The 24662-nt window shown below is 67.0% G+C and carries 27 protein-coding genes and 1 tRNA gene; 8 read left to right on the plus strand and 20 right to left on the minus strand.

The features are described 5' to 3' along the window. Nucleotides 1–124: 124 nt before the first annotated feature. From GGR48_RS15875 to GGR48_RS15910, 8 genes are all read right to left on the minus strand, one after another. On the minus strand, nucleotides 125–478 hold the full coding sequence (locus tag GGR48_RS15875; protein WP_183952820.1) for a dihydroneopterin aldolase: 354 nt from the start codon (nucleotides 476–478) through the stop codon (nucleotides 125–127). Beyond that, nucleotides 475–1221, minus strand: coding sequence for an SDR family NAD(P)-dependent oxidoreductase (locus GGR48_RS15880; RefSeq protein WP_183952821.1), 747 nt, complete (start codon nucleotides 1219–1221; stop codon nucleotides 475–477). Before GGR48_RS15880 ends, GGR48_RS15875 begins: the two co-directional genes overlap by 4 nt. Beyond that, nucleotides 1218–1844, minus strand: coding sequence for a GTP cyclohydrolase I FolE (gene folE / locus GGR48_RS15885; protein WP_183952822.1), 627 nt, complete (start codon nucleotides 1842–1844; stop codon nucleotides 1218–1220). Before folE ends, GGR48_RS15880 begins: the two co-directional genes overlap by 4 nt. 260 nt (nucleotides 1845–2104) lie before the next feature. After that, on the minus strand, nucleotides 2105–2947 hold the full coding sequence (fghA, locus tag GGR48_RS15890) for an S-formylglutathione hydrolase (RefSeq protein WP_183952823.1): 843 nt from the start codon (nucleotides 2945–2947) through the stop codon (nucleotides 2105–2107). Further along, nucleotides 2944–3804 (minus strand): formyltetrahydrofolate deformylase, encoded by an 861-nt coding sequence (purU, locus tag GGR48_RS15895; protein ID WP_338110482.1) that lies wholly within the window; start codon nucleotides 3802–3804, stop codon nucleotides 2944–2946. Before purU ends, fghA begins: the two co-directional genes overlap by 4 nt. Next, nucleotides 3801–4184 carry a VOC family protein gene (locus tag GGR48_RS15900; protein ID WP_183952824.1) on the minus strand — a complete coding sequence of 128 codons (384 nt, stop codon included), beginning with the start codon at nucleotides 4182–4184 and terminating at the stop codon, nucleotides 3801–3803. Before GGR48_RS15900 ends, purU begins: the two co-directional genes overlap by 4 nt. Then, a complete protein-coding gene (locus tag GGR48_RS15905) occupies nucleotides 4184–4570 on the minus strand; it encodes a VOC family protein (protein WP_183952825.1) in 387 nt (128 codons plus the stop codon). Before GGR48_RS15905 ends, GGR48_RS15900 begins: the two co-directional genes overlap by 1 nt. Further along, nucleotides 4570–5682 (minus strand): S-(hydroxymethyl)glutathione dehydrogenase/class III alcohol dehydrogenase, encoded by a 1113-nt coding sequence (locus GGR48_RS15910; protein WP_183952826.1) that lies wholly within the window; start codon nucleotides 5680–5682, stop codon nucleotides 4570–4572. Before GGR48_RS15910 ends, GGR48_RS15905 begins: the two co-directional genes overlap by 1 nt. A 107-nt stretch (nucleotides 5683–5789) precedes the next feature. Here GGR48_RS15910 and GGR48_RS15915 point away from each other — a divergent pair, with 107 nt between their 5' ends. Further along, on the plus strand, nucleotides 5790–5993 hold the full coding sequence (locus GGR48_RS15915; protein WP_183952827.1) for a hypervirulence associated TUDOR domain-containing protein: 204 nt from the start codon (nucleotides 5790–5792) through the stop codon (nucleotides 5991–5993). Between the two features lie 56 nt (nucleotides 5994–6049). Beyond that, nucleotides 6050–6310, plus strand: coding sequence for an SWIB/MDM2 domain-containing protein (locus tag GGR48_RS15920; RefSeq protein ID WP_007405135.1), 261 nt, complete (start codon nucleotides 6050–6052; stop codon nucleotides 6308–6310). Between the two features lie 56 nt (nucleotides 6311–6366). Here GGR48_RS15920 and GGR48_RS15925 read toward each other — a convergent pair whose 3' ends face one another. Further along, the gene (locus GGR48_RS15925; protein ID WP_183952828.1) at nucleotides 6367–6792 is read right to left on the minus strand and encodes a hypothetical protein; all 426 of its coding nucleotides are present in this window, start codon (nucleotides 6790–6792) and stop codon (nucleotides 6367–6369) included. A 174-nt stretch (nucleotides 6793–6966) separates the two neighbouring features. On the opposite strand from GGR48_RS15925, the gene GGR48_RS15930 reads away from it, so the two are divergent. From GGR48_RS15930 to GGR48_RS15940, 3 genes are all read left to right on the plus strand, one after another. After that, nucleotides 6967–8316: a methyl-accepting chemotaxis protein gene (locus GGR48_RS15930; RefSeq protein ID WP_183952829.1), complete on the plus strand. Its 1350-nt coding sequence runs from the start codon at nucleotides 6967–6969 to the stop codon at nucleotides 8314–8316. 270 nt (nucleotides 8317–8586) lie between these two features. Continuing rightward, nucleotides 8587–9252, plus strand: coding sequence for a class I SAM-dependent methyltransferase (locus tag GGR48_RS15935; protein ID WP_183952830.1), 666 nt, complete (start codon nucleotides 8587–8589; stop codon nucleotides 9250–9252). Continuing rightward, nucleotides 9249–9872, plus strand: coding sequence for a hypothetical protein (locus GGR48_RS15940; protein ID WP_183952831.1), 624 nt, complete (start codon nucleotides 9249–9251; stop codon nucleotides 9870–9872). The genes GGR48_RS15935 and GGR48_RS15940 overlap by 4 nt, the downstream gene beginning before the upstream one ends. Before the next feature lie 203 nt (nucleotides 9873–10075). Here GGR48_RS15940 and GGR48_RS15945 read toward each other — a convergent pair whose 3' ends face one another. Beyond that, nucleotides 10076–11752, minus strand: a complete 1677-nt coding sequence (locus GGR48_RS15945) for an aminotransferase class III-fold pyridoxal phosphate-dependent enzyme (protein ID WP_183952832.1) — start codon at nucleotides 11750–11752, stop codon at nucleotides 10076–10078. Between the two features lie 38 nt (nucleotides 11753–11790). On the opposite strand from GGR48_RS15945, the gene asd reads away from it, so the two are divergent. Further along, nucleotides 11791–12651, plus strand: coding sequence for an archaetidylserine decarboxylase (asd, locus tag GGR48_RS15950; RefSeq protein WP_240455908.1), 861 nt, complete (start codon nucleotides 11791–11793; stop codon nucleotides 12649–12651). Between the two features lie 64 nt (nucleotides 12652–12715). Beyond that, entirely contained in the window at nucleotides 12716–13168 is a 453-nt protein-coding gene (locus GGR48_RS15955) for an SRPBCC domain-containing protein (RefSeq protein ID WP_183952833.1), read from the plus strand. A 230-nt stretch (nucleotides 13169–13398) separates the two neighbouring features. On the opposite strand, the gene GGR48_RS15960 is transcribed toward GGR48_RS15955, so the two are convergent. The 6 genes from GGR48_RS15960 to GGR48_RS15985 all read right to left on the minus strand — a co-directional run bounded on the left by GGR48_RS15960 (nucleotide 13399) and on the right by GGR48_RS15985 (nucleotide 17920). Continuing rightward, nucleotides 13399–15270 carry a methyl-accepting chemotaxis protein gene (locus tag GGR48_RS15960; RefSeq protein WP_183952834.1) on the minus strand — a complete coding sequence of 624 codons (1872 nt, stop codon included), beginning with the start codon at nucleotides 15268–15270 and terminating at the stop codon, nucleotides 13399–13401. A 228-nt stretch (nucleotides 15271–15498) separates the two neighbouring features. Next, nucleotides 15499–15575, minus strand: a tRNA-Arg gene (locus GGR48_RS15965). 57 nt (nucleotides 15576–15632) lie between these two features. Then, the gene (locus tag GGR48_RS15970; RefSeq protein ID WP_183952835.1) at nucleotides 15633–16064 is read right to left on the minus strand and encodes a DUF1178 family protein; all 432 of its coding nucleotides are present in this window, start codon (nucleotides 16062–16064) and stop codon (nucleotides 15633–15635) included. Then, nucleotides 16061–16885 (minus strand): carbon-nitrogen hydrolase family protein, encoded by an 825-nt coding sequence (locus tag GGR48_RS15975; RefSeq protein ID WP_183952836.1) that lies wholly within the window; start codon nucleotides 16883–16885, stop codon nucleotides 16061–16063. Before GGR48_RS15975 ends, GGR48_RS15970 begins: the two co-directional genes overlap by 4 nt. Next, nucleotides 16882–17139, minus strand: a complete 258-nt coding sequence (gene grxC, locus GGR48_RS15980; RefSeq protein WP_183952837.1) for a glutaredoxin 3 — start codon at nucleotides 17137–17139, stop codon at nucleotides 16882–16884. Before grxC ends, GGR48_RS15975 begins: the two co-directional genes overlap by 4 nt. Before the next feature lie 31 nt (nucleotides 17140–17170). Continuing rightward, nucleotides 17171–17920 carry a ComF family protein gene (locus GGR48_RS15985; RefSeq protein ID WP_183952838.1) on the minus strand — a complete coding sequence of 250 codons (750 nt, stop codon included), beginning with the start codon at nucleotides 17918–17920 and terminating at the stop codon, nucleotides 17171–17173. Nucleotides 17921–17977: 57 nt separating this feature from the next. On the opposite strand from GGR48_RS15985, the gene GGR48_RS15990 reads away from it, so the two are divergent. Beyond that, complete coding sequence (locus GGR48_RS15990; RefSeq protein ID WP_183952839.1) at nucleotides 17978–18823, plus strand: methyltransferase domain-containing protein; 846 nt, start codon at nucleotides 17978–17980, stop codon at nucleotides 18821–18823. Here the strand turns inward: GGR48_RS15990 and GGR48_RS15995 are convergent, their stop codons facing one another. The 4 genes from GGR48_RS15995 to argE form a co-directional block, all read right to left on the minus strand. Further along, nucleotides 18824–19213 (minus strand): response regulator, encoded by a 390-nt coding sequence (locus tag GGR48_RS15995; RefSeq protein WP_183952840.1) that lies wholly within the window; start codon nucleotides 19211–19213, stop codon nucleotides 18824–18826. It lies immediately after the preceding gene. A 63-nt stretch (nucleotides 19214–19276) separates the two neighbouring features. Continuing rightward, nucleotides 19277–21688 carry a tetratricopeptide repeat-containing sensor histidine kinase gene (locus GGR48_RS16000; protein WP_183952841.1) on the minus strand — a complete coding sequence of 804 codons (2412 nt, stop codon included), beginning with the start codon at nucleotides 21686–21688 and terminating at the stop codon, nucleotides 19277–19279. Then, nucleotides 21675–22991 (minus strand): EAL domain-containing protein, encoded by a 1317-nt coding sequence (locus GGR48_RS16005; RefSeq protein ID WP_183952842.1) that lies wholly within the window; start codon nucleotides 22989–22991, stop codon nucleotides 21675–21677. The genes GGR48_RS16000 and GGR48_RS16005 overlap by 14 nt, the downstream gene beginning before the upstream one ends. Nucleotides 22992–23295: 304 nt before the next feature. Beyond that, nucleotides 23296–24465 carry an acetylornithine deacetylase gene (argE, locus tag GGR48_RS16010; RefSeq protein ID WP_183952843.1) on the minus strand — a complete coding sequence of 390 codons (1170 nt, stop codon included), beginning with the start codon at nucleotides 24463–24465 and terminating at the stop codon, nucleotides 23296–23298. Nucleotides 24466–24662 lie beyond the last annotated feature (197 nt).

Genomic DNA, 24662 nt, shown 5'->3' on the forward strand with positions numbered 1-24662 from the left:
CCAGCGAAGCTGGTGGAGGGGTGTCACCGGCTGCGATGACAGACTCATCTCTCAGGGGATGATACCCCTCCGTCAGGCCTTCGGCCTGCCACCTCCCCTTGCAGGGGAGGAATGCCGATTGCTGCTAGCGCGCGCGGCGTATCTCACACCCGACCCGCGCGTCGGGGTAGATGCCGGTCTTCATCGACCGGACCGTCACCATCTCCACGCGCGGATCGGTGAGGCACAGGGCCGCCACCGCTTCGCACAGGCTTTCCTGGAGCGCGAAGCCGGGTCCCTGCGCCATCGCCAATATGCCGTCGCGCAAGAAGTCGTAATCCAGCACCTCGTCGATCCGGTCGGCGCTGGGGGCAGCGGGATAGGTGACGGTCATCGCGACCGAAAGGCTGATCGGCTGTGGTTCGGCTTCGTGGGGGTGGATGCCGAGGCGCATCGCCAGACGCAGGTCCTCGAGCAATATCGTGTAGGTCGCGCTCATTCCCGCCCCTCGAACATCACATCGCCGTCACGGCGGCAGAAGCGCTGCCCGCAATCGACATAGAGCGTCTGCCCGGCAATACCCCGCGCGGTCAGCAGGAAAGACACCGCCTCCGCCACCGCGTCCGCCCCGATCGGGCGGCCGAGCAGGTTCTTGATCGAGGCGGCGGCGAACTCTTCGTCGGACTGGTCGCCGCTTTGCAAAGTGAGGCCCGGCGCGACCGCGTTCACCGCGATGCGTGGCGCCAGTCCTTGCGCCAGCATCGTGTTCGCCCCCGCCAGCGCGAACTTGGCGCAGCTATAGGCGAAGAAATCGGGGTTCGGATTGGCGAGCTTCTGGTCGAGGATGTCGACCACCGCGCCGTCCGCCACATCGTCCTGCCGCGCGAGCGCCGACGACAGCAAGGCAGGCGCGGCGGCGTTGATGGCGTAGAGCTTCGCCATCAGGCCCGCATTCGTTTGCGGCGGCCGGTCGAACGCGAACGCCGAGGCGGAGTTGACCAGCCCGTCGATAGGCCCGCCCGCCGCCACGCGGGCGCGCGTGAACAGCGCATCTATGTCGCGCAGCTCGGACAGGTCACCCTGCACCATCGGCGCATCCAGCTCCGCCGCCAGTGCCGCCGCCTCATCGACCGAGCCGTTATAATGGATCACCACCCGGTGCCCGTCCGCGACCAGCCGGCGCGCGATCGCCGCGCCGAGCCGCTTGGCCGCGCCCGTCACCAGGACGGTGCGGCGGATCATCCGGCCATGCCCATCAGCGACAGGACTTCCTTGCGGCTGCGATCATCGTCGCGGAACACGCCCATCATCCGGCTGGTCACCATGGACACGCCCGGCGTGCGCACCCCGCGCGAGGTCATGCAGCCATGCGTCGCCTCGATCACCACCGCGACGCCCAGCGGCTTCAGATTCTCCCAGATACAGTCGGCCACCTCGGCGGTCAGTCGCTCCTGCACCTGCAAGCGGCGCGCGAAACCATGCAGCACGCGCGCGAGCTTGGAGATGCCGACGACATGGTTGCGCGGCAGATAGGCGATATGCGCACGCCCGGTGATCGGGGCCATGTGATGTTCGCAATGCGATTGGAAGGGGATGTCCTTGAGCAGCACGATCTCGTCATAGCCGCCGACCTCCTCGAACACCCGCGACAGGTGCACGGCGGGATCGTCGCCATAGCCGGCGCAATATTCGCGCCAGGCCCGCGCGACGCGCTTGGGCGTGTCGATCAACCCTTCGCGCGTGGGATCGTCGCCGGCCCAGGCGATGAGCGTACGGATCGCGTCGGCGACATGATCGGGCACGGCGATCTTGCCGTCCTGACCGATCAGGTCGCCATCCTCCGGATCGCCATGCGCGCAGCTCATATCAAGTCCTTCACTACAAAGCCGGTGCGATAGCGTATCGATTGCCGGGGTGCAAAACGGGCAACACCTTAACCCACATCACGATTTCGGGTTCAGTGCGGCGTTGCATTCTGACCCACGCCCGGCCTTCGCCACCGCCCCGTTCAGCCTGAGCGCAGTCGAAGGCCATGCTATAAGGGCTGAGCCCAGGCGTATTCCCTTGGCCTTCGACTGCGCTCAGGCCGAACGGAGGGAGGGACGCTTGGCCCGGTGGGCAGAAATTACTGCCGCAACCGCTCCGCCGCCCACACCACATGGTCGGCCATGAAGGTGGAGATGAAGTTATAGCTGTGATCATACCCCGGCTGCATCCGCAGCGTCAGCGCGATCCCCGCCTTCTCGCACGCCTCGGCCAGCAATTCGGGGCGTAGCTGCTCGGTCAGGAACTGGTCGGCATCGCCCTGATCGACCAGCAGGTCGGGCACCCGCGCGCCGTCCTCGATCAGCGCGACGGCGTCCGCCTGTCGCCATGCCGCGCGGTCCGGCCCGAGATAACCGCCCAGCGCCTTTTCACCCCACGGCACTTGAGACGGCGCGACGATGGGAGCGAAGGCCGACACGCTGCGGAAGCGATCGGGGTTGCGCAGGCCGATAGTCAGCGCCCCGTGCCCGCCCATCGAATGACCGGTGATTCCTTGCGCGTCCATATCCGCCATGGGAAAATGCTCGGCGATCAGCGCGGGCAGTTCCTGCTCGATATAGCTGCGCATCTGGAAATGCTTCGCCCAGGGCTCCTCTGTCGCATCGACGTAGAAGCCCGCCCCCTGCCCCATGTCATAGGCGTCGTCATTGGCCACGCCCTCCCCGCGCGGCGAGGTGTCGGGCGCGATGAAGATCACCCGGTGCTCGGCGCAAGGCCTCCGAAACTCGCCCTTGTCGGTGACATTGGCATGGGTGCAGGTCAGGCCCGACAGATACCAGAGGACGGGCAGTTTCTCGCCCTCCTCATGCTCGGGCACGAAGACCGAGAAGGTCATACGTGTCCCCGTCGCCACGCTGTCATGCGCGTACACGCCCTGTACGCCGCCATGCGCCTTGGAAGTCGACATCGTCTCGATCGTCATCGGAACACCACCGTCCGGTTGTCATTGAGGAACACCCGCCGCTCGCCCACCCAGGCGACGGCGCGGGCCAGCACCTGCGCCTCGATGTCGCGGCCGATGCGGATCAGGTCGTCGACGCTGGCGCGGTGATCGACCCGCTCGACCGCCTGTTCGATGATCGGCCCTTCGTCGAGGTCCGCCGTCACGAAATGCGCGGTCGCGCCGATCAGCTTCACCCCGCGCGCATGGGCGCGGTGATAGGGCTGCGCGCCCTTGAAGCCGGGCAGGAAGCTGTGATGGATGTTGATGCACCGCCCCGGAAGGGCCGCCACCAGCCGCTCGCCCAGCACCTGCATGTAACGGGCGAGGACCAGATAATCGGCGCCGCTTTCGTCCATCAACGCCAGCATCGCCGCTTCCTGTTCGGCGCGGTTGCTGTTGTCGACCGGCAGGTGATGCCAGGGCAGGCCATGCCATTCGACTAACGGGCGCAAGCTGTCATGGTTGGAGACGATGCCGACGATCTCGACCGGCAGCGTGTTGGTCCGCCAGCGATGGAGCAGGTCGTTCAGGCAGTGCGAGCCCTTCGACACCGCGATCAGCATCCGGGGCCGCTCGGCAGCAGGCGCGACATGCCAGTCGAAACCGAACCGCGCCGCCGGTTCCGCCAAGGCCGCGCGCACCCCCTCGACCGAGGCGGGGAAACGATCCCCCTGCCCGGTGAAGACGATGCGCAGGAAGAAGCGCCCCGTCTCCAGATCGGCATATTGCTGGCTGTCGAGGATGAACCCGTCGATCCCCGCCAGCGCGCCGGACACGGCGGCGACGATGCCGACCCGGTCCTGGCACGCCAGCGTCAGGATATAGTCGCTGCTCACGCTTTCGGCAGGCGACAGCCGAGGCACAGCTTGTTGCCGTCCGGGTCGCGCAGATAGCCGAGATAGGCCGCGCCCATCGGCGTCTGCCGCTCGCCCACCGGCGCTTCGATCGCGGTGCCGCCATGCGCCACGCCCGCCGCATGCGCGGCGTCAAGCTGCGCCGGATCGGCCGCGCCCAGCCCGATCGTCCCGCCATTGGCGAAGGTCGCCGCCTCGCCATCGATCGGCCGGGTGACCATGAAGGCCGCGCCATTGTGCCGGTAGAGCAGGCGGTCGCCCATCTGCATCCCCGGCTCGCCGCCCAGCGCGCCGAACAGCGCGTCATAAAAGGCCTTGGACCGCGCGATGTCGTTCGATCCGACCATGACATGCGTATACATCAGTTCGCCTCCACCAGATGCCGCGCGCACAGCTTGTTGCCGGTCGGGTCGCGCAAATACGCCAGATAGACCTTGCCGACGGGCACGTTGCGGATGCCGGGCGGGTCCTCGATCGCCGTGCCGCCATGCGCCAGCCCGGCGGCGTACCAGGCATCGGCCTGCTCAGGCGAGTCCATCGCGAAACCCAGCGTGGCGCCATTGGCGTAGGTCGCGGGCTCGCCATCGATCGGCTTGGAAATCAGGAAGCGCGCGCCGTTATGGCTATAGACCAGCCGCCCGAGAGGATCGACCACGCCCTCGGGCGCGCCCAGCACGCCCAGAGTCGCATCGTAGAAGCGCTTGGCCGCATCGATGTCATCGGCCCCCAGCATGACGTGGCTGAACATCAGAAGATCACCACGCTGCGGATGCTCTCGCCCGCATGCATCAGGTCGAAGCCCTTGTTGATCTCCTCCAGCGTCAGGCGGTGGGTGATCATCGGGTCGATCTCGATCATGCCGTTCATATACCAGTCGACGATCTTGGGCGTATCGGTCCGCCCGCGCGCGCCGCCGAATGCGGTGCCGCGCCAGTTGCGGCCCGTGACCAGCTGGAACGGCCGTGTGCTGATCTCCTTGCCCGCCTCGGCCACGCCGATGATGATGCTCGTGCCCCAGCCGCGATGGCAGGATTCCAGCGCGGTGCGCATCACCTCGGTATTACCCGTCGCGTCGAAGCTGTAATCCGCGCCGCCATCGGTCAGTTCGAGGACCTTCGCGATCGTGTCCTCGCGGCTCAGCCCCTTGGAATTGAGGAAGTGGGTCATGCCGAAGCGGCGGCCCCATTCCTCGCGGTCGGGGTTGATGTCGACGCCGATGATCCGGCCCGCCCCCGCCAGCTTGGCGCCCTGGATGACGTTCAGGCCGATACCGCCCAGCCCGAAGACGACGATATTCTCACCCGGCTGGACCTTGGCGGTGTTGACCACCGCGCCCACGCCCGTCGTCACGCCGCAGCCGATATAGCAGCTGGTGTCGAACGGCGCGTCCTCGCGGATCTTGGCGACCGCGATCTCAGGGAGAACGGTGAAGTTCGAGAAGGTCGAGCACCCCATATAATGGAAGATCGGCTGCCCCTTGTAGCTGAAGCGGGTCGTGCCGTCGGGCATCAGCCCCTTGCCCTGCGTGGCGCGGATCGCGGTGCACAGGTTCGTCTTGCCCGACAGGCACGACTTACACTGGCGGCATTCCGGCGTGTAAAGCGGGATGACGTGGTCGCCCGGCACCACGGACGTCACGCCCGCGCCCACCTCGCGCACGATGCCGCAGCCTTCGTGACCCAGCACGCTGGGGAAGATCCCCTCGCTGTCCAGACCGTCGAGCGTATAGGCGTCGGTATGGCAGATGCCGGTCGCCATGATCTCGACCAGGACCTCGCCGGCCTTGGGCCCTTCCAGATCGAGTTCGACGATTTCGAGCGGCTTCTTGGCCTCGAAGGCGACGGCGGCGCGGGTCTTCATGGGTTCCTGTCTCCTTGGATGGCCGCCCTGATGCCCCGCCGGGCCGGGCGTTGCAACCAACGAACGCCCCGGCGGATTGATGGCGACCAAACCTCAGGAGAGTGACGATGACCGAGTTCAAGAAGGGCGATCACGTCGAGTGGAACAGCCATGGCGGCACGGCCGAGGGCAAGGTCGTGAAGAAGCAGACCAGCGATACCCAGATCAAGGGCCATACCGTCCGCGCGTCGAAGGACGAGCCGCAATACATTGTAGAGAGTGACAACGGCGGAAAGGCGGCGCACAAGGCGGACGCGCTGAAGAAAGCGTGATTCACGCGCGTCCCGCCGACAGGCCGGGACGCTGAAGGATTATAGGAAGGAATAACATGGCCACCGCAACCACGGGCACCGGCATCCACGCCCCGGTCCAGCCGTCCGAGGAACTGGGCGCGATCGTCGGCAACGAGAAGCTGCCGCGCAGCCAGGTCATCAGCAAGGTGTGGGACTATATCAAGGCCAACAACCTGCAGAACCCGGAAAACAAGCGGGAAATCCTGGCCGACGACAAGCTGAAGAAGGTGTTCGGCAAGGACAAGTGCACCATGTTCGAGATGAACAAGTTCATCTCGGCGCACCTGAAGAAGTAAGCCTTCCCGCCGCATCCCCGGCCCTTGGCCGGGATGCGGTCCCGCCCGCTCGCGCGCTATCGCAGGTCGAGGACCAGCGGTTTGCGCGCGGCGGGTGACGGCGACGGACGCGGCTTTGGCGAGACCGGGGCCTTGTTCGTCGATCCCGCCGGCGCGGCGGGCGATGTCGCCGGCGTCGGCACCGATGGCTCCACGCCCAGTTTCTGCGCCTCGATCTGGTTCAGCCGCTGCTCGACCAGTTTGGCATCCAGCAATTTGCGATCCCCCTGCATCATGGCGATCTGTGCCTCCAGGGCCGCCACGCGCTGCTCCAGCATCCTGACGCGGACCTGATCCTCGGTCTGCGCCACCATCTCGCGCGCCGCCTTTTCCTGGCGCGAGCGTTCCTGCTGCTCGGCCTTGGCCAACCGGTCATCGGGTGAGGAGGGCTGACATCCGGCGAGCACGCCCAGGATCAACAGCGGAACACAGAAACGACGCATCGACGATCGCCCGATCAGAGGGAAGCGGCCGGCTTATCGTCCGTCCTTGCCCGCGCAAAGCCCCGTTGGGCCGGGGTTTTCCAAAGGGCTCCCGCCTAAACCTAAATTAACCGCTCCACGCTATGGCCGGTTGTGATCGACACGCACCGCACCTCACGAGGAAGAGGCCCCGTTATGAAGTGGTTACACCGTCCGACGACCAGCCTGAACGATCAGGTGGCCTCCGCGCTTTTCGAGCGTTCGCCGGACGCCATCCTGCTTCTGTCCGAGGGGCGTTTCATCGCCTGCAACAAGGCGGCCGAAATCATCTATGCCCGCCCCCGGTCCGAAATCCTGGGCCATAATCCCCAGACCTTTTCGCCCCCGACCCAAGGAGACGGCCGGCCGACAGGTGTCCACGTCATGGAGCGGGTGCAGCAGGGCCTGCGCGACGGATCGGCGCGCTTCGAATGGATCAATCTCACCCCCAAGGGTGAGGAGCAGCGGCTGATGGTGACGCTGATCCCCGCACCCGTGACCAAGCCCGACGACCTGCTGGTCATCATCCAGAATCTCGACGAGACCGCGCAGGTGGTCGACGCGCTGCGCAGCGGCATGGCGGTCATCGCGTCGGGCGACCTGACCTATCGCATCGAGACGCCCTTCCGCAGCGATTACGAGCCGCTGCGCGCCAGCTTCAACGACACCGCCGCCATGCTGCAGAACTCGATGGGCGAGATCGACGCCGCCTCGCAGCGCGTGCGCAGCGGCGCAGACGAAATCCACCGGGCGGCCGACGACCTGTCGATGCGCACCGAGCAGCAGGCCGCCTCGATCGAGGAAACCGCCGCCGCCGTGCAGGAGATCAACGTGTCGGCGCAGCAATCGGCGGTCAGCGGCGCCAAGGCGGCGGGCGTCGCCTCCTCGGCGCAGGCCAATGCCGCCGAGAGCAGCGTGGTGGTGCAGCGCGCGATCGACGCCATGGCGGGGATCGAGCGCACCTCCGCCGAGATTTCCGAGATCATCGCGGTGATCGACGGCATCGCCTTCCAGACCAATTTGCTGGCGCTGAACGCGGGCGTCGAGGCGGCGCGTGCGGGCGATGCGGGCAAGGGCTTCGCCGTCGTCGCCTCCGAAGTCCGCGCGCTGGCGCAACGTTCGGCCGACGCGGCCAAGGACGTGAAGAGCCGCATCGGTGCCTCGGCGGATCAGGTGCGCGCGGGCGTCGAGCATGTCCATGCCGCCGGCTCGGCCCTCGACCGCATCGCCGCGCAGGTGCGCGAGATGAGCGGGCTGATCGCCGACATCGCCGGCGCTGCCCAGCAACAGGCGACCGGTTTCTCGCAGATCAACCTGGCGATCGGCGATATGGATTCGATGACGCAGCAGAACGCCGCGATGGTCGAGGAAACCACCGCCGCCGCGCGGCAGCTCGCGATGGAGGCCAGTGGCATGGCGGAGACGATCGGCCGATTCGATCATGGCGGCGGGCACCGGCCTGTCGCACCAATGCATCGGGGATCAGCGCCCCGGCTCGCCGCCTGATAGCGCTCGCTCTCATAAGACACAAAGACCGGAAAGACGAAAACCGACGTCGCCGGCCGGGCGAAACACAAGTTTCACCCGTGCCCGGCCATCGGGATAATATTCGTCACCATCTCCACTATAGGATCATTGCGACATATTCATGCCATGCGCATGACAGTTCGGTTTCTTAATTGCGAAAAATTCGCATGAGACTCGGCATTTGTCGTCAAATTGTCACCGCCCGCTGCGAACAGGGGCCGCATCGTCGTTCAACGGGATGCCCCTTCGATGGCCACGCAGATGAGTACCGCCAGCGTCACCAAGGCCTATGACCGCTGGTCGCCTGTCTATGATCTGGTCTTCGGACCCGTTTTCAAAAAAGGCCGATCCGCCGCCATCGTCGCCGCCGAGCGCATTGGCGGCCGGATCATCGAAGTGGGGGTCGGCACCGGCATCTCGCTTCCCCAATATTCTAACCGGAACCGCATCGTCGGCGTCGACCTGTCCGAGCCGATGCTCGACAAGGCGCGCGAGCGGGTGCGCAGCGGCAATCTGACCCATGTCGAGCAGATCGCGTACGGCGATGCCGAGGCGCTGCAATTCGCCGACGACAGCTTCGACGTGGTGGTCGCGCAATATGTCATCACCGCCGTGCCCAACCCCGAGCGGGCGCTCGACGAGTTCGCGCGCATCTGCCGCCCCGGTGGTGAGATCGTCATCACGACGCGCGTCGGCGCGGGCGAGGGCCTGCGCGGGCGGATCGAAAAGACGCTGATGCCGATCACCAGCCGCTTGGGGTTCCGCACCGACTTCCCGTTCGAGCGCTATACGGATTGGGCGGCGACGCGCGGTGACGTGGAACTGGTCGAAAGCCGCCCCCTGCCCCCGCTCGGTCATTTCTCGCTGGTCCGCTTCGCCAAGCGCCAGCCTTCCCTCCAAGGACAAATCCAATGACGGGTTTTCGCGCGCAACTCGCCGAACAGCGGTGGGACGATCATCGTTACTATCATCACAGCCTGGTCAACCAGAGCCTGCACTTCGTCAGCGCCTGCACCTTCCTGACCGCCTATGTGCTGCTGTTCATCGACCCGGCGGTCGCCAGCCTGCTCGCCTGGGGCGTGGCGATGACGAGCCGCCAGGCCGGGCATTTCTTCTTCGAGCCCAAGGGCTATGACCATGTGAACAAGGCGACGCATGAGCATAAGGAAGAGATCAAGGTCGGCTATAATCTGGCGCGCAAATATGTGCTGATGGGCATCTGGGTCGCGATCCCGGTCGTGCTGCTGTTCCAGCCGACGCTGTTCGGCAGCCTCGAATATCCCGATGGCTTCATGGGCTATCTGCGCCATGTCGGCATCGGCTGGCTGGGCCTGGGCGTCAGTGCGATCTTTGTGCGCGTCATGCAGCTCTGGGCGAAGCGCGATCTGGAAACGGGCCTGGTCTGGGCGACGAAGATCGTCACCGACCCGTTCAACGACTTCAAGATGTACAAGAGCGCGCCGCGCCGCCTGATGAAGGGCGAGCGGATGGATCATCACGATGTCGATGATTTCGAGGATTTGAAGGCGGCGTAACGCGTGGCCTGGGGTTGACGGACAGGGCGGCGGTTCGAAAGGACCGCCGCCCGTTTTTGTAACAAACCCTCGCCTCTTGCCGCTCCCCTCCCGCAGGCGGGAGGGGATGGAGGAGGGAAGGCCGCAAGCGACAGGCTCGGTGAGACACCCTGCCCTCCCCAAACCCCTCCCGCCTGCGGGAGGGGCTTAAGAAGAGGGAGAACCTACCCTCCCCGCCCCAACCTGACCGCCAGCGACTCCTTCAAGATCCGCCGCCGGATCGCCTTGTTCGCCAGCTTCAGCTCCTTTGGCGCCTCGGGCGAGGTCCACCACCAGCCATCGTCACGCATCTGTTGTCCCGCTGCAACGAAGCGGTCGCAAATATCGGCGAACAGGGTGTCGTCGATGTCGAGGCTGAAGATCAGCCGCCCGGTCCCGACCCAACTCAACGCCAGACCGTTCGCCCGGAGATAATATTGCAGCATCCAGTTATAGGGCGAGGCGACCGAGTAGAGGATGGTCCAGATCGTCTGGACATGCGCGACCGACAAAGGCAGCCCCGCCGCCGCCATGCGGGCGTTGAACATCGCGGCGCGCGCATCCCAGCGCGCATCCAGCCCTTCGTACAGCGCGGCCACCTCGGGCGTGTCCAGCCGTCGGAGGAAGGCGTTCATCGCCCCCATGACCATGGGATGCGAGTTGAACGTGCCGCGCGCGAAGCAGATGTCGACCGGCCGATCCTCACGCCAGCGCTTCATGAGATGCGCGGGGCCGCAGAGCACGCCGACCGGCAACCCGCCGCCCAGCGTCTTGCCATAGGTGATGAGGTCGGGCTTCACCCCGAAATATTCCGGCATGCCGCCTTTGGCCAGGCGGAAACCCATGAACACCTCGTCGAAGATCAGGGCGATGCCGTTCGCCCGGCACGTCTCGGCCAAGCGGTGCAGCCAGTCGCGATAGGCGGCCAGATCCGCCCCCGCCTTGCGCCCGCCATCGACCAGTTGCCCGTCCGAAGGCGCCGAGCCATTGGGGTGCATCGCCTGGAGCGGGTTGACCAGCACGCAGGCGATGTCCTTGCGGGTGGCGAGCACCTTCAGCGTCCGCTCGGACATGTCGGCCAATGTCAGCGTGCGGTCGGCGGGCACCGGGTTCCCGATGCCCGGCTGCACATCGCCCCACCAGCCATGATAGGCTCCCGCGAACCGCACCAGACGCGGGCGCTTGGTATGGTAACGCGCCAACCGTACGGCCTGCATCACCGCCTCGGTCCCCGACATGTGGAAGGACACCTCGTCCATCCCCGACAGCGCGTTCAGGCGACGGACATTGTCGGCGACGACCGGATGGAACGACCCCAGCACGCCGCCGAGTTCCCCGACCATCGCAGCCCCCTCGGCCATGGTCTGTTTGTAGAAGTCGTTGCCGAACAGATTGACGCCATAGGAGCCGGTCAGGTCGATCAGCCTATTGCCGTCCAGATCGATCAGGATCGGCCCCTCCGACCGCTGATAGAAAGCGCCCGTCGCCAGCGTCGTGCGCACCTTCTCGCGAAACTGGAACGGCACGCGATAGGCGCCGGTGAATTGCAGGTCGGACAGGCCGGTTCGCGTCTCGCGGGTCAGCGCCAGCGTCTGCGCGTAACGCTCGGCAAACAGCGCGCCCAGCCGCTTGAACCCGGCAAGGCGCTGGTCGGCCACGGTGTCGGGCGCATCGTCGACTCGGAAGAAGCGGTCCTCGCCGTAACTATAAAACGGGATCTGCCCGGCGATGCGCTTGGCCATGCGGACATGGCCGCCCAGCCCGGGATGCTTGGCGCGCGACAGGGTCAGTCGCCGATGCCCCTTCGTCAGGGCGACGGCACCGGCGGAAGCGGCCAGCAGGCCAGTGAGAATCGGGTTCATGCGGCCTTTGACCGCGTACCCATGACGGAGGCATGACAATGCGTGGACCCATCATGCGGTTCTTCCTGAACGAGGACATCAATTTCCTCGTCACCAACCGCCTGCCGCGCCGGTTCGCGACGAAGCTGGTCGGCCGGATCGCGCGGATCGAGCATCCGCTGATCGCCCGGCCCAGCCTGGGCTTGTGGAAATTCTTCGCCGGCGTCGATCTGTCGGATGCGCGCACGACGCGGTTCAAATCCTTGCGCGATGGGTTCGTCCGCCCGCTGCGCGACGGCGCGCGCGCGTTCGACGGCGATCCCGATACGCTGGCCAGCCCTTGCGACGCGCTGGTCGGCGCGCACGGCCGGATCGACGATGACCAGCTCTATCAGGTGAAGGGCTTTCCCTATCGGCTGCAGGACCTGATCCCCGACCCCGCGCTGGTCGAGCGGTTCCGCGACGGATCGTTCGTCACGCTGCGGCTGACGGCGGGCATGTATCACCGTTTTCATGCGCCGACCGACATCGCGGTCGAGGGTGTGACCTATATTTCGGGCGACTGCTGGAACGTGAACCCGATCGCGCTCAAGCGGGTCGAACGGCTCTTCTGCCGCAACGAACGCGCGGTGATCGAAGCGCGCACGCTGATCGGCGGCCAGCCGCTGCTGATCGTGCCGGTGGCGGCGATCCTGGTGGCGAGCATCCGGCTTCACTGTCTCGACACCGAACGCACCCTGCGCGAGCGCGGCCCAGGCCGCTCGCCCTGTGCGGCGCGGATCGGCAAGGGCGAGGAAATGGGCTGGTTCGAACATGGCTCGACCATCATCCTGTTCCTGCGCAAGGGGATGCGGCTGGCCGACACGCTGGCGGAGGGACAGGCGATCCGCGCCGGCGACGTGATCGGCCGCGTCGCCTGAAATCGCTATCACGCCGGGATCGGGGCCGTTACTCTGGCCCGCAAACCCATAGGAGAGCGACATCATGGCCGAGGCGCGCTTCGAACTCAGCGTAGAGCGACGGATCGCCGCCCCCGTCGAACGGGTCTGGCACGTCATGACCGCGCGCCTTGAGGAATGGTTCTACCCCGCCCCCTGGCGCGCCGAGGCGCGGACGCTGGAATGGCATGCGGGCGGGCGCAGCCTGATCGTGATGCACGGCCCCAATGGCGAGGAGATGCCGAACGAGGGCATCGTGCTCACCGTCGAGCCCAATCGGCGCTTCGTGGTGACCGACGCCTTTACCGGTGACTGGCAGCCCGCCGGCCCGTTCATGGTCGGACTGTTCGAGATCGAGCCGGACGGCGACGGCACGCTCTATCGCGGCACCGCCCGTCACTGGACCCGCGAGGCGATGGAACAGCATCGCGCCATGGGCTTCGAGCAAGGCTGGGGCGCGGCGGCGGATCAGTTGAAGGCGCTGGCGGAACACGCCTGATCTCGGCGGCGTCCGGCTGAGAAACGGTGCTCCGCCAGACAACCGGGATAGCGCCAGCGCCGGGATCGACGGTCACCATGTTGTGACCGTGGCGGAGAATTGTTCCGGCCCGAAAGATCAGACCGCGTCCCTTATTGGGGAAGCCGTCCACCATGTTTGGGATGGTCCCCCCTCCCCTTAGAGGCGAGGAGAGAACGGTGGCGGTCTGACCCTGAGGCCGGCTTGTACGGTCAGAACTCTGACCAGTCGCCGTCATCGACCGCGACGGCCGCGTTGGACGTGCGGGCGACGCGCGGGGTGGCGGCGATTCGCGGAGCCGCCTGCGCCACACGGGCCTGCACCTGATGCACCGGCAAGTGATGGACGGGTGCGGGTGCGCGCGCGGACACGGCGCCGTCGGTCAGGCGAAACCGCGCCACTTGCCGGGTCATATTGTCCGTTTCTTCCGACAGGCTGCGCGCGGCCGCCGTCGCCTGTTCGACCATGGCCGCATTTTGCTGGGTCACGCCGTCCATTTCCGACACGGCGGTATTCACCTGTCGAAGCCCGGTCGCCTGCTGGGCGGCGGCCGAGGCGATGTCGGAGACCAGCACATTGATCTCGCCGATGCGGCCCGTGATGCGGGTCAGCGCGGCCCCGGCCTGCCCGACCAGCTCGACCCCGGCCTCGACCTGATCGGTCGAGGCGTTGATCTTGGCCTTCACGTCCTTGGCCGCATCGGCCGAACGCTGCGCCAGCGCGCGAACTTCGGAAGCGACGACGGCGAAACCCTTGCCCGCATCGCCCGCACGCGCCGCCTCGACACCTGCGTTCAATGCCAGCAAATTGGTCTGGAAGGCGATGCCGTCGATCACCGCGATGATCTCAGAAATCTCGCTCGACGACCGTTCGATGCCGTTCATCGCCTCGACCGCGCGGCGCACCACGTCCGAGGATTGCTCGGCGTCGCCGCGCGTGGTGGTAACGACCTCATTGGCCCGGCGCGCGTTGCTGGCGGTCTCGTTCACCGTCTCGGTGATTTCGTGCATCGCGGCCGCGGTTTCCTCCAAGCTGGCGGCCTGTTGCTCGGTACGGCGGGACAGATCGTCGGACGCCTGGCGAATATCGCTGGCGCCATTGCCGATGCCATGGGCACTGGCGGTGACGGCGGACAGCGTGGCGGAGACGGCTTCCATCGCCTTGTTGAAGTCGTGTTTCAGCTTTTCGAACGGACCCGTCAGCTCGGCATCGATCCGTGCGGTCAGATCGCCCTGCGCCAGCGCGTCCAGCCCGTTGCCGACGCTGTCGACGATCAGGCGGGTCTGCTCCGCCTTGGCACGCTCGGCACCCGCCAGCTGATCGCGAAACGAGACCATCGCCTCAGCCAGCTGCCCCACTTCGTCCCGGCGGGGATCGACGGCGACCTGGGCCTCCAAGTCCCCGCCGGCCAGTCGGCGCATCGCCGCCGTCATCGCCGCAAGCGGGTGGGCGATGCCCCGGATCAGTGACATCAGCATGAAACCGGTCAGCGCCAGCACCGCAATCGCAATCCCGATGGAGATGTTGCGCGACCAGATATAATCCCGGGTCGCCTGCACCATTTCGCTTTCCATCAGCTCGATCTGCGCAGCCTGCATATCCTCGATCAGGACGTTGCTTTTGTCATACTGGGCCTGACCGGCGCGAAAATTGGCGGTGGCCGCCGGGATCGCGCCCTGGCCCGTCAGGACAAGCGTCTGGCGCGCCGTGTCGACGAACGCGCTCCAGTCCTGCCGGAATTGTTTGAACAGCGCGATCGCCTTGGGCGCGGTCAGTGTCTTTTCCAGATAATCGATATGACGGTTGATTTCCGCCAGACTGGTCCGGGCATCCTGCAACGCGCGGCTGCGCATGGCGGAATCGACCGCGAGAATGCTCACGCCTTGTGCGGCGCGGAAATCGGACGTCGCGGTATTGATCGATGCGATCGCGACCAGCTTTTCCCGACGCGCACGCCCCAGATTTTCCGCCACGCTGTGCAAATGCTGCTGCGCGGCCAGTGACAGTAACATGGTCGCGATCAGCGCCGCCGCGAGGATACCGAAGGCGACACATAATTTTTTGCTGATCTTCAGATTCTTCATCGACTCAACCCCACCCCTGGAATGGCATCAAACATAGATTAGGGGCGTTTAAATCACGTTAGCTGTGGTCGGGGCCGGACGACGGACGGAATCATGCCTTACGAAAAGAGCCGAAGTCCCTTCAAATCATGGCAATATTTATCGATGGCGAGCGCCGAACTCTTGCGGGCCTGCGGCGGGAGGGCCGCAACGACTCAGGTGTTCGACGGATTTTTCAGAGGCTTTGCGTGGTGACCCCGACTGGATTCGAACCAGTGGCCCTCAGATTAGGAATCTGATGCTCTATCCTGCTGAGCTACGGGGCCGCGCACGGGGGCGGTGATAACCGGGACGCGGCATGCGGTCCAGAGTGGTTCGGTGTTTCAGTTCGCCAGCTTGGGCGGCACCACGGGGAAGGGCAGCGGCGCGACGGGGACGCCGTCCTCGACCAGCGCCTTGGCCTCCGCCAGGCTGGCCTGGCCGTGGATCTGGGTCACGGGCGCGTCGCCCTCATGCATCGCGCGGGCGCGGTCGGCGAACGCGGTGCCGACCCAGGTCGATGTCTCCAGCGCCTTGGCCTGGGCCTGGGCCAGCTGCTCCAGCGCAGCCTTGATCGCCTGCGGCGAGGCCATGTCGGGCTTGCTGTTGCTCTTGGCGCCGATCTGCGGGGCCATCACCGCCTTTTCGATCCGGCGGTCGCCGCACATCGGACATTCGACATGCCCGCCCTCGCGCTGTTCGGCATAGGCGGCCGAGGAGGCGAACCACGCCTCGAACACATGGCCGCTGGTGCAGCGCAGGTCGAAGACGATCATGCCAGCGCCACCGGTCCGATCGTGCGGCGATGGCGGATGGCGGGCAGCCGCGCGCGCACCGCCTCGACCTGACCTGCGTCGATCGTCGCAAGGCCGAGGCCGGCCGCCTCGCCCATATCCAGCAGCACCTCGCCCCAGGGCCCCACGACGAGCGAATGGCCATAGGTGGCGCGGCCGTCCTGATGGTCGCCGGTCTGCGCAGGCGCGACCAGATGCACTCCCGCCTCGATCGCCCGTGCGCGCAGCAGCACATGCCAGTGCGCCGCGCCGGTCGGCCGGGTAAAGGCGGCGGGCACCGACAGGATCGTCGCCCCCGCCTCGGTCAGCGCGGCGAACAGCGCCGGGAAGCGCAGGTCGTAACAGATGGCCAGCCCCAGCCGCCCGATCGGCGTGTCGACCACCACGGCCTGTTCGCCGGGCGCATAGGATGCGGATTCGCGCCAGCTTTCGCCGCTGGGCAGATCGACGTCGAACAGATGCATTTTGTCGTAGCGCGCACGGATGTCGCCGCGATCGTCGATGACATAGGCGCGGTTGGCCAAGCGCCCATCCGCCCGCCGGATCGCCAGCGAGCCGATATGCACCCACAGGCCATGCTCGGCCGCCGCCGCCCGGACGCGCCGCAGGACGAGGTCCTCGTCCTCGGGCATCAGCTTGTCCGCCGCACGCGCGCGATCCCGGTCGATCAGCCCGGACATTTCGGGCGTGAACAGCATCGCCGCACCGCGCGCCCTGGCCTCGGCGACCGCCTGCTCCAGCGTATCGGCATTGGCGGCGGGATAAATGCCCGCCGTCATCTGCAGGACGGCGATGTCGGTCATGCCGACAGGAGCGGGTCGAGCCCTCCCCGCTTGTCGAGCGCGGCCAGATCGTCCGAGCCGCCGATATGCTGCCCGTCGATGAAGACCTGCGGTACGGTGGTGCGGCCGCCGGCGCGCTCGATCATCTCGCCGCGCTTCGGCCCGCCCATGGTGATGTCGTATTCCTCGGGCTCGACGCCCTTGGAGGCGAGCAGCGCCTTGGCCCGGGTGCAATAGGGACAGAACGCCTTGGTGTAGATTTCGACCTTTGCCATGGCTGTCAGGTGTGTCGCACGAGGCCGCTTGTCAATCACCGCCGCCCGCATCACGGTCGATCACCCGCGCCCAGCACAGGATCGCGACCGAGGTGGCGCCCGCGTGCAGCAGCGCCCGGACACAGGCGGTGGCGGTCGCGCCGGTGGTATAGACATCGTCGACCAGCACCACCCGCCGCCCCGCCACCGCCGCGCGGTCGCGCACCCGAAAGGCCGACGCCACCGCCGCCCGACGCTGACGCGGGGACAGGCCACGCAGCAGCGGCGTCGGCTTGACCCGGACGAGCGCATCGCGAGCGACCGGCACATCGCTCCGCCGCGAAACGGCGGCGGCGATCAGCACCGCCTGGTTGAAGCCGCGCCGCCACAACCGCCAGCGGTGGAGCGGCACCGGCACGAGCAGCTCGGCATCGGCGGGCATCCGCCGCGCCATCGGCCCCGCCATGGTGTCGGCCACGCCGATCCGCCCGCCATGCTTCAACCGGATCGGCAACTCGCGCGCGATCGGGCCATAGGCGACGGCGGCATGGATGCCGGCATGGACCGGCGGATCGGCCAGACAGCGCCCACAGCGCAAACGCTCGCCGGGCAGGCCGCAGCCGGGACAGCCCGATGCGTCCAGAAAGCGCAGCCCGCCCCAGCAGGCGGCACAGAAACGGTGATCCGCCTCGACCGGTTCGCCGCATCCGGGGCAACGTGGCGGCAGCGCCCAGTCGGTGACGACGCGCGGCACGGCCCGCAGCGCTCCGCCCCAGCCCGCCGCAAATCCCGGTCCGTTCATAAGCCCCGCCCCATGGAGCGACTTGTTCCCGATCCCACAAGCGCGCACAAGCGCCCCGTGACCGCACCCGCCATCTTCGACCGATCCGCGCGCCGCCTGCGTCGCGACCGCGCCCAGCCCGATTATGCCGAGCATGATTTCCTGCGCGCCGCGATGCTCGACGGCATCGCCGAGCGGCTGGACGCGGTGACCCGGCCGTTCCACGACGTGCTCGACCTGGGTTGTTTCGACGGCGCCTTCCTGCCCCCGCCGGGTGCGCGGGTCGCGCGGGTCGATCCGGGTTTCGCCTTCGCGCGTGCCGTGCACGGCGTCCAGGCGGACGAGGATCGCCTGCCCTTCGCCGATCGCAGCTTCGACCTGGTGGTCAGCATCGGCGTGCTCGACCAGATCGACGACCTGCCCGGCGCGCTGACGCTGATCCGGCGTGTGCTGCGTCCCGACGGGCTGTTCCTGGGCGCGTTCGTCGGCGGCGGTTCGCTGCCCCGCCTGCGCGCCGCGCTGCGCCAGGCGGAGGCCGAGCGGCCGGTGGCGCGGCTGCATCCGCAGGTCGATGTGCGCTCGGCGGGCGATCTGCTGATGCGCGCAGGCTTCACCCTGCCGGTCGCGGACATAGAGACGCTGGACGTGCGCTACCGCGATTTCGGGCGATTGCTGGGCGATCTGCGCGGCATGGGGGCGAGCAATCTGCTGGCCGAGCGGCGGCCGATCGCGCGCACCGCGCTCGCCATGGCGGCGTCGGCCTTTGCCGGCATGGCGGATGACGACGGCCGGACGGCGGAGCAGTTCAACCTGGTCTTCCTGACCGGCTGGGCTCCCGACCCGTCGCAGCCCGTGCCCGCCAAACGCGGCAGCGCGACCGCGTCGCTGGCCGAGGCGCTGCGCACTCCGCCCAAAGAGGGATGATCAGGCGATCATCGATCCGCCGCGATCGCCCGCCAGGATACGGCCCATCGCCTCGAACAGCTGGTCCATCGCGACCGGCTTGACGATGACGTCGTCGGCACCCGCCGCCAGACAGCGTTCGCGCAGGTCGACGCCGCTGTCGGCGGTGACCACGATGATCGGCAGTTCCGCCTTGGCGTCGCCGCGCGCGCGGATGTGGCGGATCGCGGTGATGCCATCCATGCCCGGCATGCGCAGGTCGATCAGGATCATGTGATAGGTGTCGCGATCGATCATCTCCAGACCGATCTCGGCGCTCTCCGCCTCGGCCATGGTGGCGCCCGCGACGTCGAGCATGTCGCGCACCACCCGCCGGTTCATGCGATCATCCTCGATGAAGAGGACGTTCATCGCCCTCCCCTCTGGATGGGGGGGCGTGGCGTTTCGAGCGCGATCATGAATTCGCCCTAACGGTCATGCCGCTTGCGTTACAAGTGGGCGTTGGTCGGATTGCGGCGAGGGGGCGAATATCATGCGCATCACCTCGCCTCCTGCGACAGGCTTCGTGATAACATTGATCAATTCCGCGCCGATAAAATCGTTCCCAGCGGGCGGCTCGTCCTTCGGCCAGAGCAGCGCGACCGGAAGCGGCCGGGGCATGGCCGCCCGAATCCGCGCGATCGGCGCGGTGCCCTCGTCCCGGACCGCGCTGTCGTCGATCAGCAATTGCGCGACGTCGCCCTCCCCCAGTCGCGCCGCCGCCTCGTCCGGCGAACCGGCAAAGACCACGCGCGCATAAGGCGAGGCCAGCTTGGTCCACATCGCCCGCCGGATGGGATTGCGGTCGACGACCAGCAGCAAGGGCCGTTCCGGCGCGTCGGCGGCGGCGGCCTCCTCGACCAGCGGCAGGGTTAGGGTGAAGCGCGCGCCCCGCCCCATTTCGCTGTCCACCGTCACGTCGCCGCCCATCGCCCGCGCGAGCCGCCGGCAAATGGCCAGGCCCAGTCCGGTGCCGCCGAACTGGCGCGTCGTGCTGGCATCCGCCTGACGAAACGCCTCGAAGATCTCCTCCAGCTTTTCCGCCGGGATGCCGATGCCGGTATCGCGGACCTCGATGGCGATGCCCCCGACCTGGCGGCGCACGGCCAGCGTCACCCTGCCCTCGCGTGTGAATTTCAGGGCGTTGGACAACAGGTTGAAGACGATCTGGCGGATACGCGCGGGGTCGCCTGTCACGATCGCCGGGCAATCGCCCAGGTCGACGGCAAAGCCGATCCCCCGCGCCGCCGCCTGATCCTCCCATAGCCGCGACGCCTCGCGAATGGTGGCAGCGAGGTCGAACGGGGTTTGCTCCAGGGTCAATTGGCCATGTTCGATCTTGGCCACGTCGAGCAGATCATCGACCAGCGCGCGCATGGTCAGGCCGGCGCCGTGCATCACTTCCACCCGCTCGCGCGTGGCAAGCGGCAGGCTCGTGTCGGCGAGCATCACCTGGGTCATGCCGAGAATACCGTTCAGCGGGGTGCGAATCTCGTGGCTGGTCGTCGCGAGGAACTCGGTCTTGACCGCCAGCGCCTTTTCCAGCCGGTCGTTGGTGATCGCCAGATCACCATGCGCGGCGCGTATCCGGTTCCGGCTGCGCCCCAGCGTCAGCAGCCAGATGCCGAGCAGCCCCAACACGATGATGATTGCCGCGACCGACCCGATCATGATCAGCTGCTGGGTGCGCAACTGCCGGCGCTCGAAGGCGATGTTGCGTTGCAGATCGGCCGCCTTCATCCGCGCGATGCGCAGTTCCTGATTGGCGAAGTCGAACCGCGCGCTCATCAGCGCCAAATTGGTCGAGGTCGCCAGCCGGGTCGACTCGTCATCGATCCGCTTCAGCGCCTGAAGATGCCGCAGCGCATCCGCCGTGCGGCCGCTGGCGACATAGATGTGATAGGCGCTTTCATGCGCATCGCGCAGCGACACCGGGGTGGCGGTCAGGTCCATGCCGGCGAAGCTGCGGTCGATCGCCTGCACCGCCCCCACCCTCTGCCCGCGCTGGAACGCCGCCTGCGCCGCGATGCTCAGCAACGCGCGGTGATCGGCGGGGTCGCCATCGGTATCGAGCCGGCGCGCCCTGTCGATCGCGACTTCGGCGGCGGCGACCCGCCCCTGTCGCAACTCGCCACGTGCGATATTGCGCCAGATCAACGCCTGAAGCGGCGCGCTGCCGATCCGCTGGGCGAGCCGAAGCGCGCTGCGGAACTGCGTCAGCGCATCCCCGGTCCGCCCCATACCGCTCAGCGTCAGGGCACGGTTGTTCAGAATGGCGAGGCGAAAGCTGTCGTCACCGCGATAGGTCGCATCGGCCAGTTCCAGATAGTGCAGCGCCGAGGTGAAATCCTTGGCGTCGTTGTACAGGTCGGCGATCTGCAGCAGCGCGCGCGCCTGCCCACGGGAGTCGTTCAGGCGCTGGAAAACGCGATATGCCGACTGATAGGCATCGAGCACGCCGGCAATATTGCCCCGGTCACGCTCCAGTCCGCCGCGCGACAGCAGCAGATTGCCGTACAGATCCGATCGCGGCGCCAGTCGCCGCGCGACCGGCAGGGCGCGGGCGATCGCCGCCTCGGCCAGATCCGGCTGATTGAGGCGGATATTGGCCTCGCCCTCCAACCAGTCGGCCGTGGCCAGCGCCAGTTGCCGCGCGGGGTCCGCCGGCATGGCGGAGGCAGCCCGCCTCGCCTGATTCGCATAGTCGATGGTGCGCGCCGGATCGCGCAGCATCTCCGCCTTGGCCGCGCCGATCGCGGTGTCGAAAGTCGGAGACTGGGATGCCCGCGCCTCGGCGCCCGCGATCAGCAGGGCCAGGGCAACGATCGCGATCCTAAGCGCGCGCATGAGCGACGAGGCGCCCCAGCGACAGCGGGGTGGTCCGCGCGATCACCGCCTGATGCGCCTGTTCGTCGAGGAACCGGCACAAGGCCTCGAAGCCGATCGGCCGGCTGATCAGATAGCCCTGAACCATGTCGCACCCCATCACCGTCAGCAGCGCGAGCACATCGGGGGTCTCGACCCCCTCGGCGACCACTTCCATCTCCAGCGCATGCGCCAGATCGATGGTCGACCGGACGATCAGGGGATCGCGATTGGAACTGGTCAGCTGGGTGATGAACAGCTTGTCGATCTTCAGCTCGCAGGCCGGCAGCTGCTTTAGATAGGACAGCGAGGACAGCCCCGCGCCATAATCGTCGATGGCCAGCGCGATGCCGATATCGACAAAGGTCTGGAGATTGGCGATCGCGCTTTCGGGGTCGCGGATGACGGAGGTTTCGGTGATCTCGAACCCGACGCTGGCGCCGCTCTCGGTCACCAGCGCGCAGGCCTGACGAACGAAATCCTCGTCGCCCAGCAGAATGCCCGAAATATTGATGAAGATGCGCTGGTCATGCCCCGACGCGCTCAGTCGACGCTGGTCGGCGATCACCCGGCGGATGGTCCACAGCGTCAGCGGCGCGATGATCCGCGACTCCTCGGCCACCGGAATGAACTCGGCCGGCGAGATCAGGCCGTGCACGGGGTGGCGCCAGCGCAGCAGCGCCTCGATGCTGCACACCCGCTGCTGGCGGACATGCACCTTGGGCTGATATTCGACGAACAGCGCGTCGCCCGCGACCGCCTGGGTCAACTCGCGCGCCAGGGTGATGCGGTCGAGCCGATCGACCCGGATCGTCAGGTCGCGCACCACCGAGCGACATTCGATATGCGCATCGGCCAGCGCCTGCTCGGCTTCCTCCAGCAGGCGAATATCGTCCTCGTGCGGGCGGGAGGCGGTCGCGGCGCCCAGCACCGGCTCGATCCGGCATTCCTGCCCCGCAATCGTGAAGGGCCGCGCCAGCGCCGTGGCGAGCAGCGCGAGATGGACATCCATGTCCGTCCGCTTGGGCGCCAGCATCATGATCTCGATCTGGGTGGTGCTGGTCGAGCGCACCAGCGCATCGGGGAACAGCCCGGCCACCCGCGCCGCGACCGCATCGGCCAGCAAGGCCCCGTGCGCACGACCGATCTGGCGACGCAGCACCGCGAAATTGCCGATCGCGACCAGGATCAGGAACTGCCACGCCACATCCTCCGCCACGGCTCGCGGATCGGTGCCGACAGGGGGCGCGATGCCGGGCGCAGATCGGGGAAGCTTGTCGTTCACACCTCCAGTCTAGGCGCGATCATTAAACAAGGTGTTAACCCCGTTTCTCGCCTTGCGACAAACCGTTGGCCCGATCGCGGGCACTCCATTGCGATATGGTTAATTTCCCATTAACTATCTTTTCGCGCTCAACGGGGCGCTAACAAGGGAGAAATTCCATGCTGAACTTCATTCTCGCGCTGATCTACGGCGAATCCATTCGCCCCTGGTAAACTTAGGTTATGGGCGCGAGGCGGCTGGGACAGACGATGTCCTAGCGCCTCGCGCTTCGCCGCCCCCTCGACCCGATTGATTTTTACGTCCGTTACCGGACCAGATCGTCCGCCAGCCGCAGCATGAAGGCTGCGCCCCGCTCCATCTGAGCGATTTCGATATATTCGTCCGGCTGATGCGCCTGGGCGATCGAGCCGGGGCCGCAGATGATCGTCGAGAATCCCGCACCCTGGAACTGCCCGGCCTCCGCCGCATAGGGCACCGCGCGCGCCGGTCCGTTATCCCCCGCCCAGCCGCGCGCCAGCCGCTCCGCCACGCCATCCGCCTCGGGCGCGAAGGACGGGGTGCGCGAGCGGCGCTCGACCCGCACGCCCGCCCCGGGGAAGCGCGCGGACATCATGGCGTCCGCCTCCGCGCAGGCCGCGAAGAAGGGGGTGAGCAGCGCCTCCGGCTCCTGCCCCGGCAGCGTGCGCAGGTCGAAGGCGAAGCGGCACTCGCGCGCCAGGATGTTGACGGCGGTGCCGCCATGGACCTGCCCGATCGTCAGCGTCGCGTGATGCGGGCAGAAGGGGCTGTGCGGATCGCCCTCCCCCGCCAGACGATCGGCGATGTCGGCCAGCTGCTGCATCAGCCGTACCGCGATCATGTTGGCCGATACGCCCAGATGGGTCAGGCTGGAATGCGCCTCATGCCCCATCACCGTCACGATCCAGGTGGCGATGCCCTTATGCCCGCTGACCACCACCATCTCGGTCGGCTCGCCCACGACGACGGCGGCGGGCGGCGGCACCTCGCGCGCGATCTCGGCGATCATCGACGGCGCGCCGAGACAGCCGACCTCCTCGTCATAGGAAAAGGCGAGATGGAGCGGCCGGGCCGCCCCCTGCCGCGCGACATAAGGCGCGACCGCCAGTGACAGCGCCAGGAACCCCTTCATGTCGCAAGTGCCCCGCCCGAACAGCCGATCGCCGCGCCGGGTCAGCCGCCAGGGATCGCTGGTCCAGGGCTGGCCATCGATCGGCACGACGTCGCTATGCCCCGACAACACGACGCCGCCGCGTTCCATCGGGCCGATGGTCGCGTAGAGATTGGCCTTGGTGCCGTCATCGTTGAACACACGCCGTCCGGTGACCCCGATCCCGGCCAGATGCCGCTCGACATAGGCGATCAGCGCCAGATTCGATTCGCGCGACGTGGTGTCGATCGCGATCAGGTCGGCGAGGATGGCGGTGGCTTGGGCGGTAAGCTGGTCGGGGGTCATGCCGCCATCCTGCCGGATGTTTCACTTTGGTGAAACCCCGGGCGGTGCGGTGGGCATTTTCCTCCCCTGCAAGGGGAGGGGGACCATGCGGAGCATGGTGGAGGGGTGTCCCCGCCCGTGATAGCATCGCCCACTCTCGGACTCTGACACCCCTCCGTCAGGCCTTCGGCCTGCCACCTCCCCTTACAGGGGAGGAA

The organism is Sphingomonas pseudosanguinis (assembly GCF_014196255.1).
GTDB classification, from domain to species: domain Bacteria; phylum Pseudomonadota; class Alphaproteobacteria; order Sphingomonadales; family Sphingomonadaceae; genus Sphingomonas; species Sphingomonas pseudosanguinis.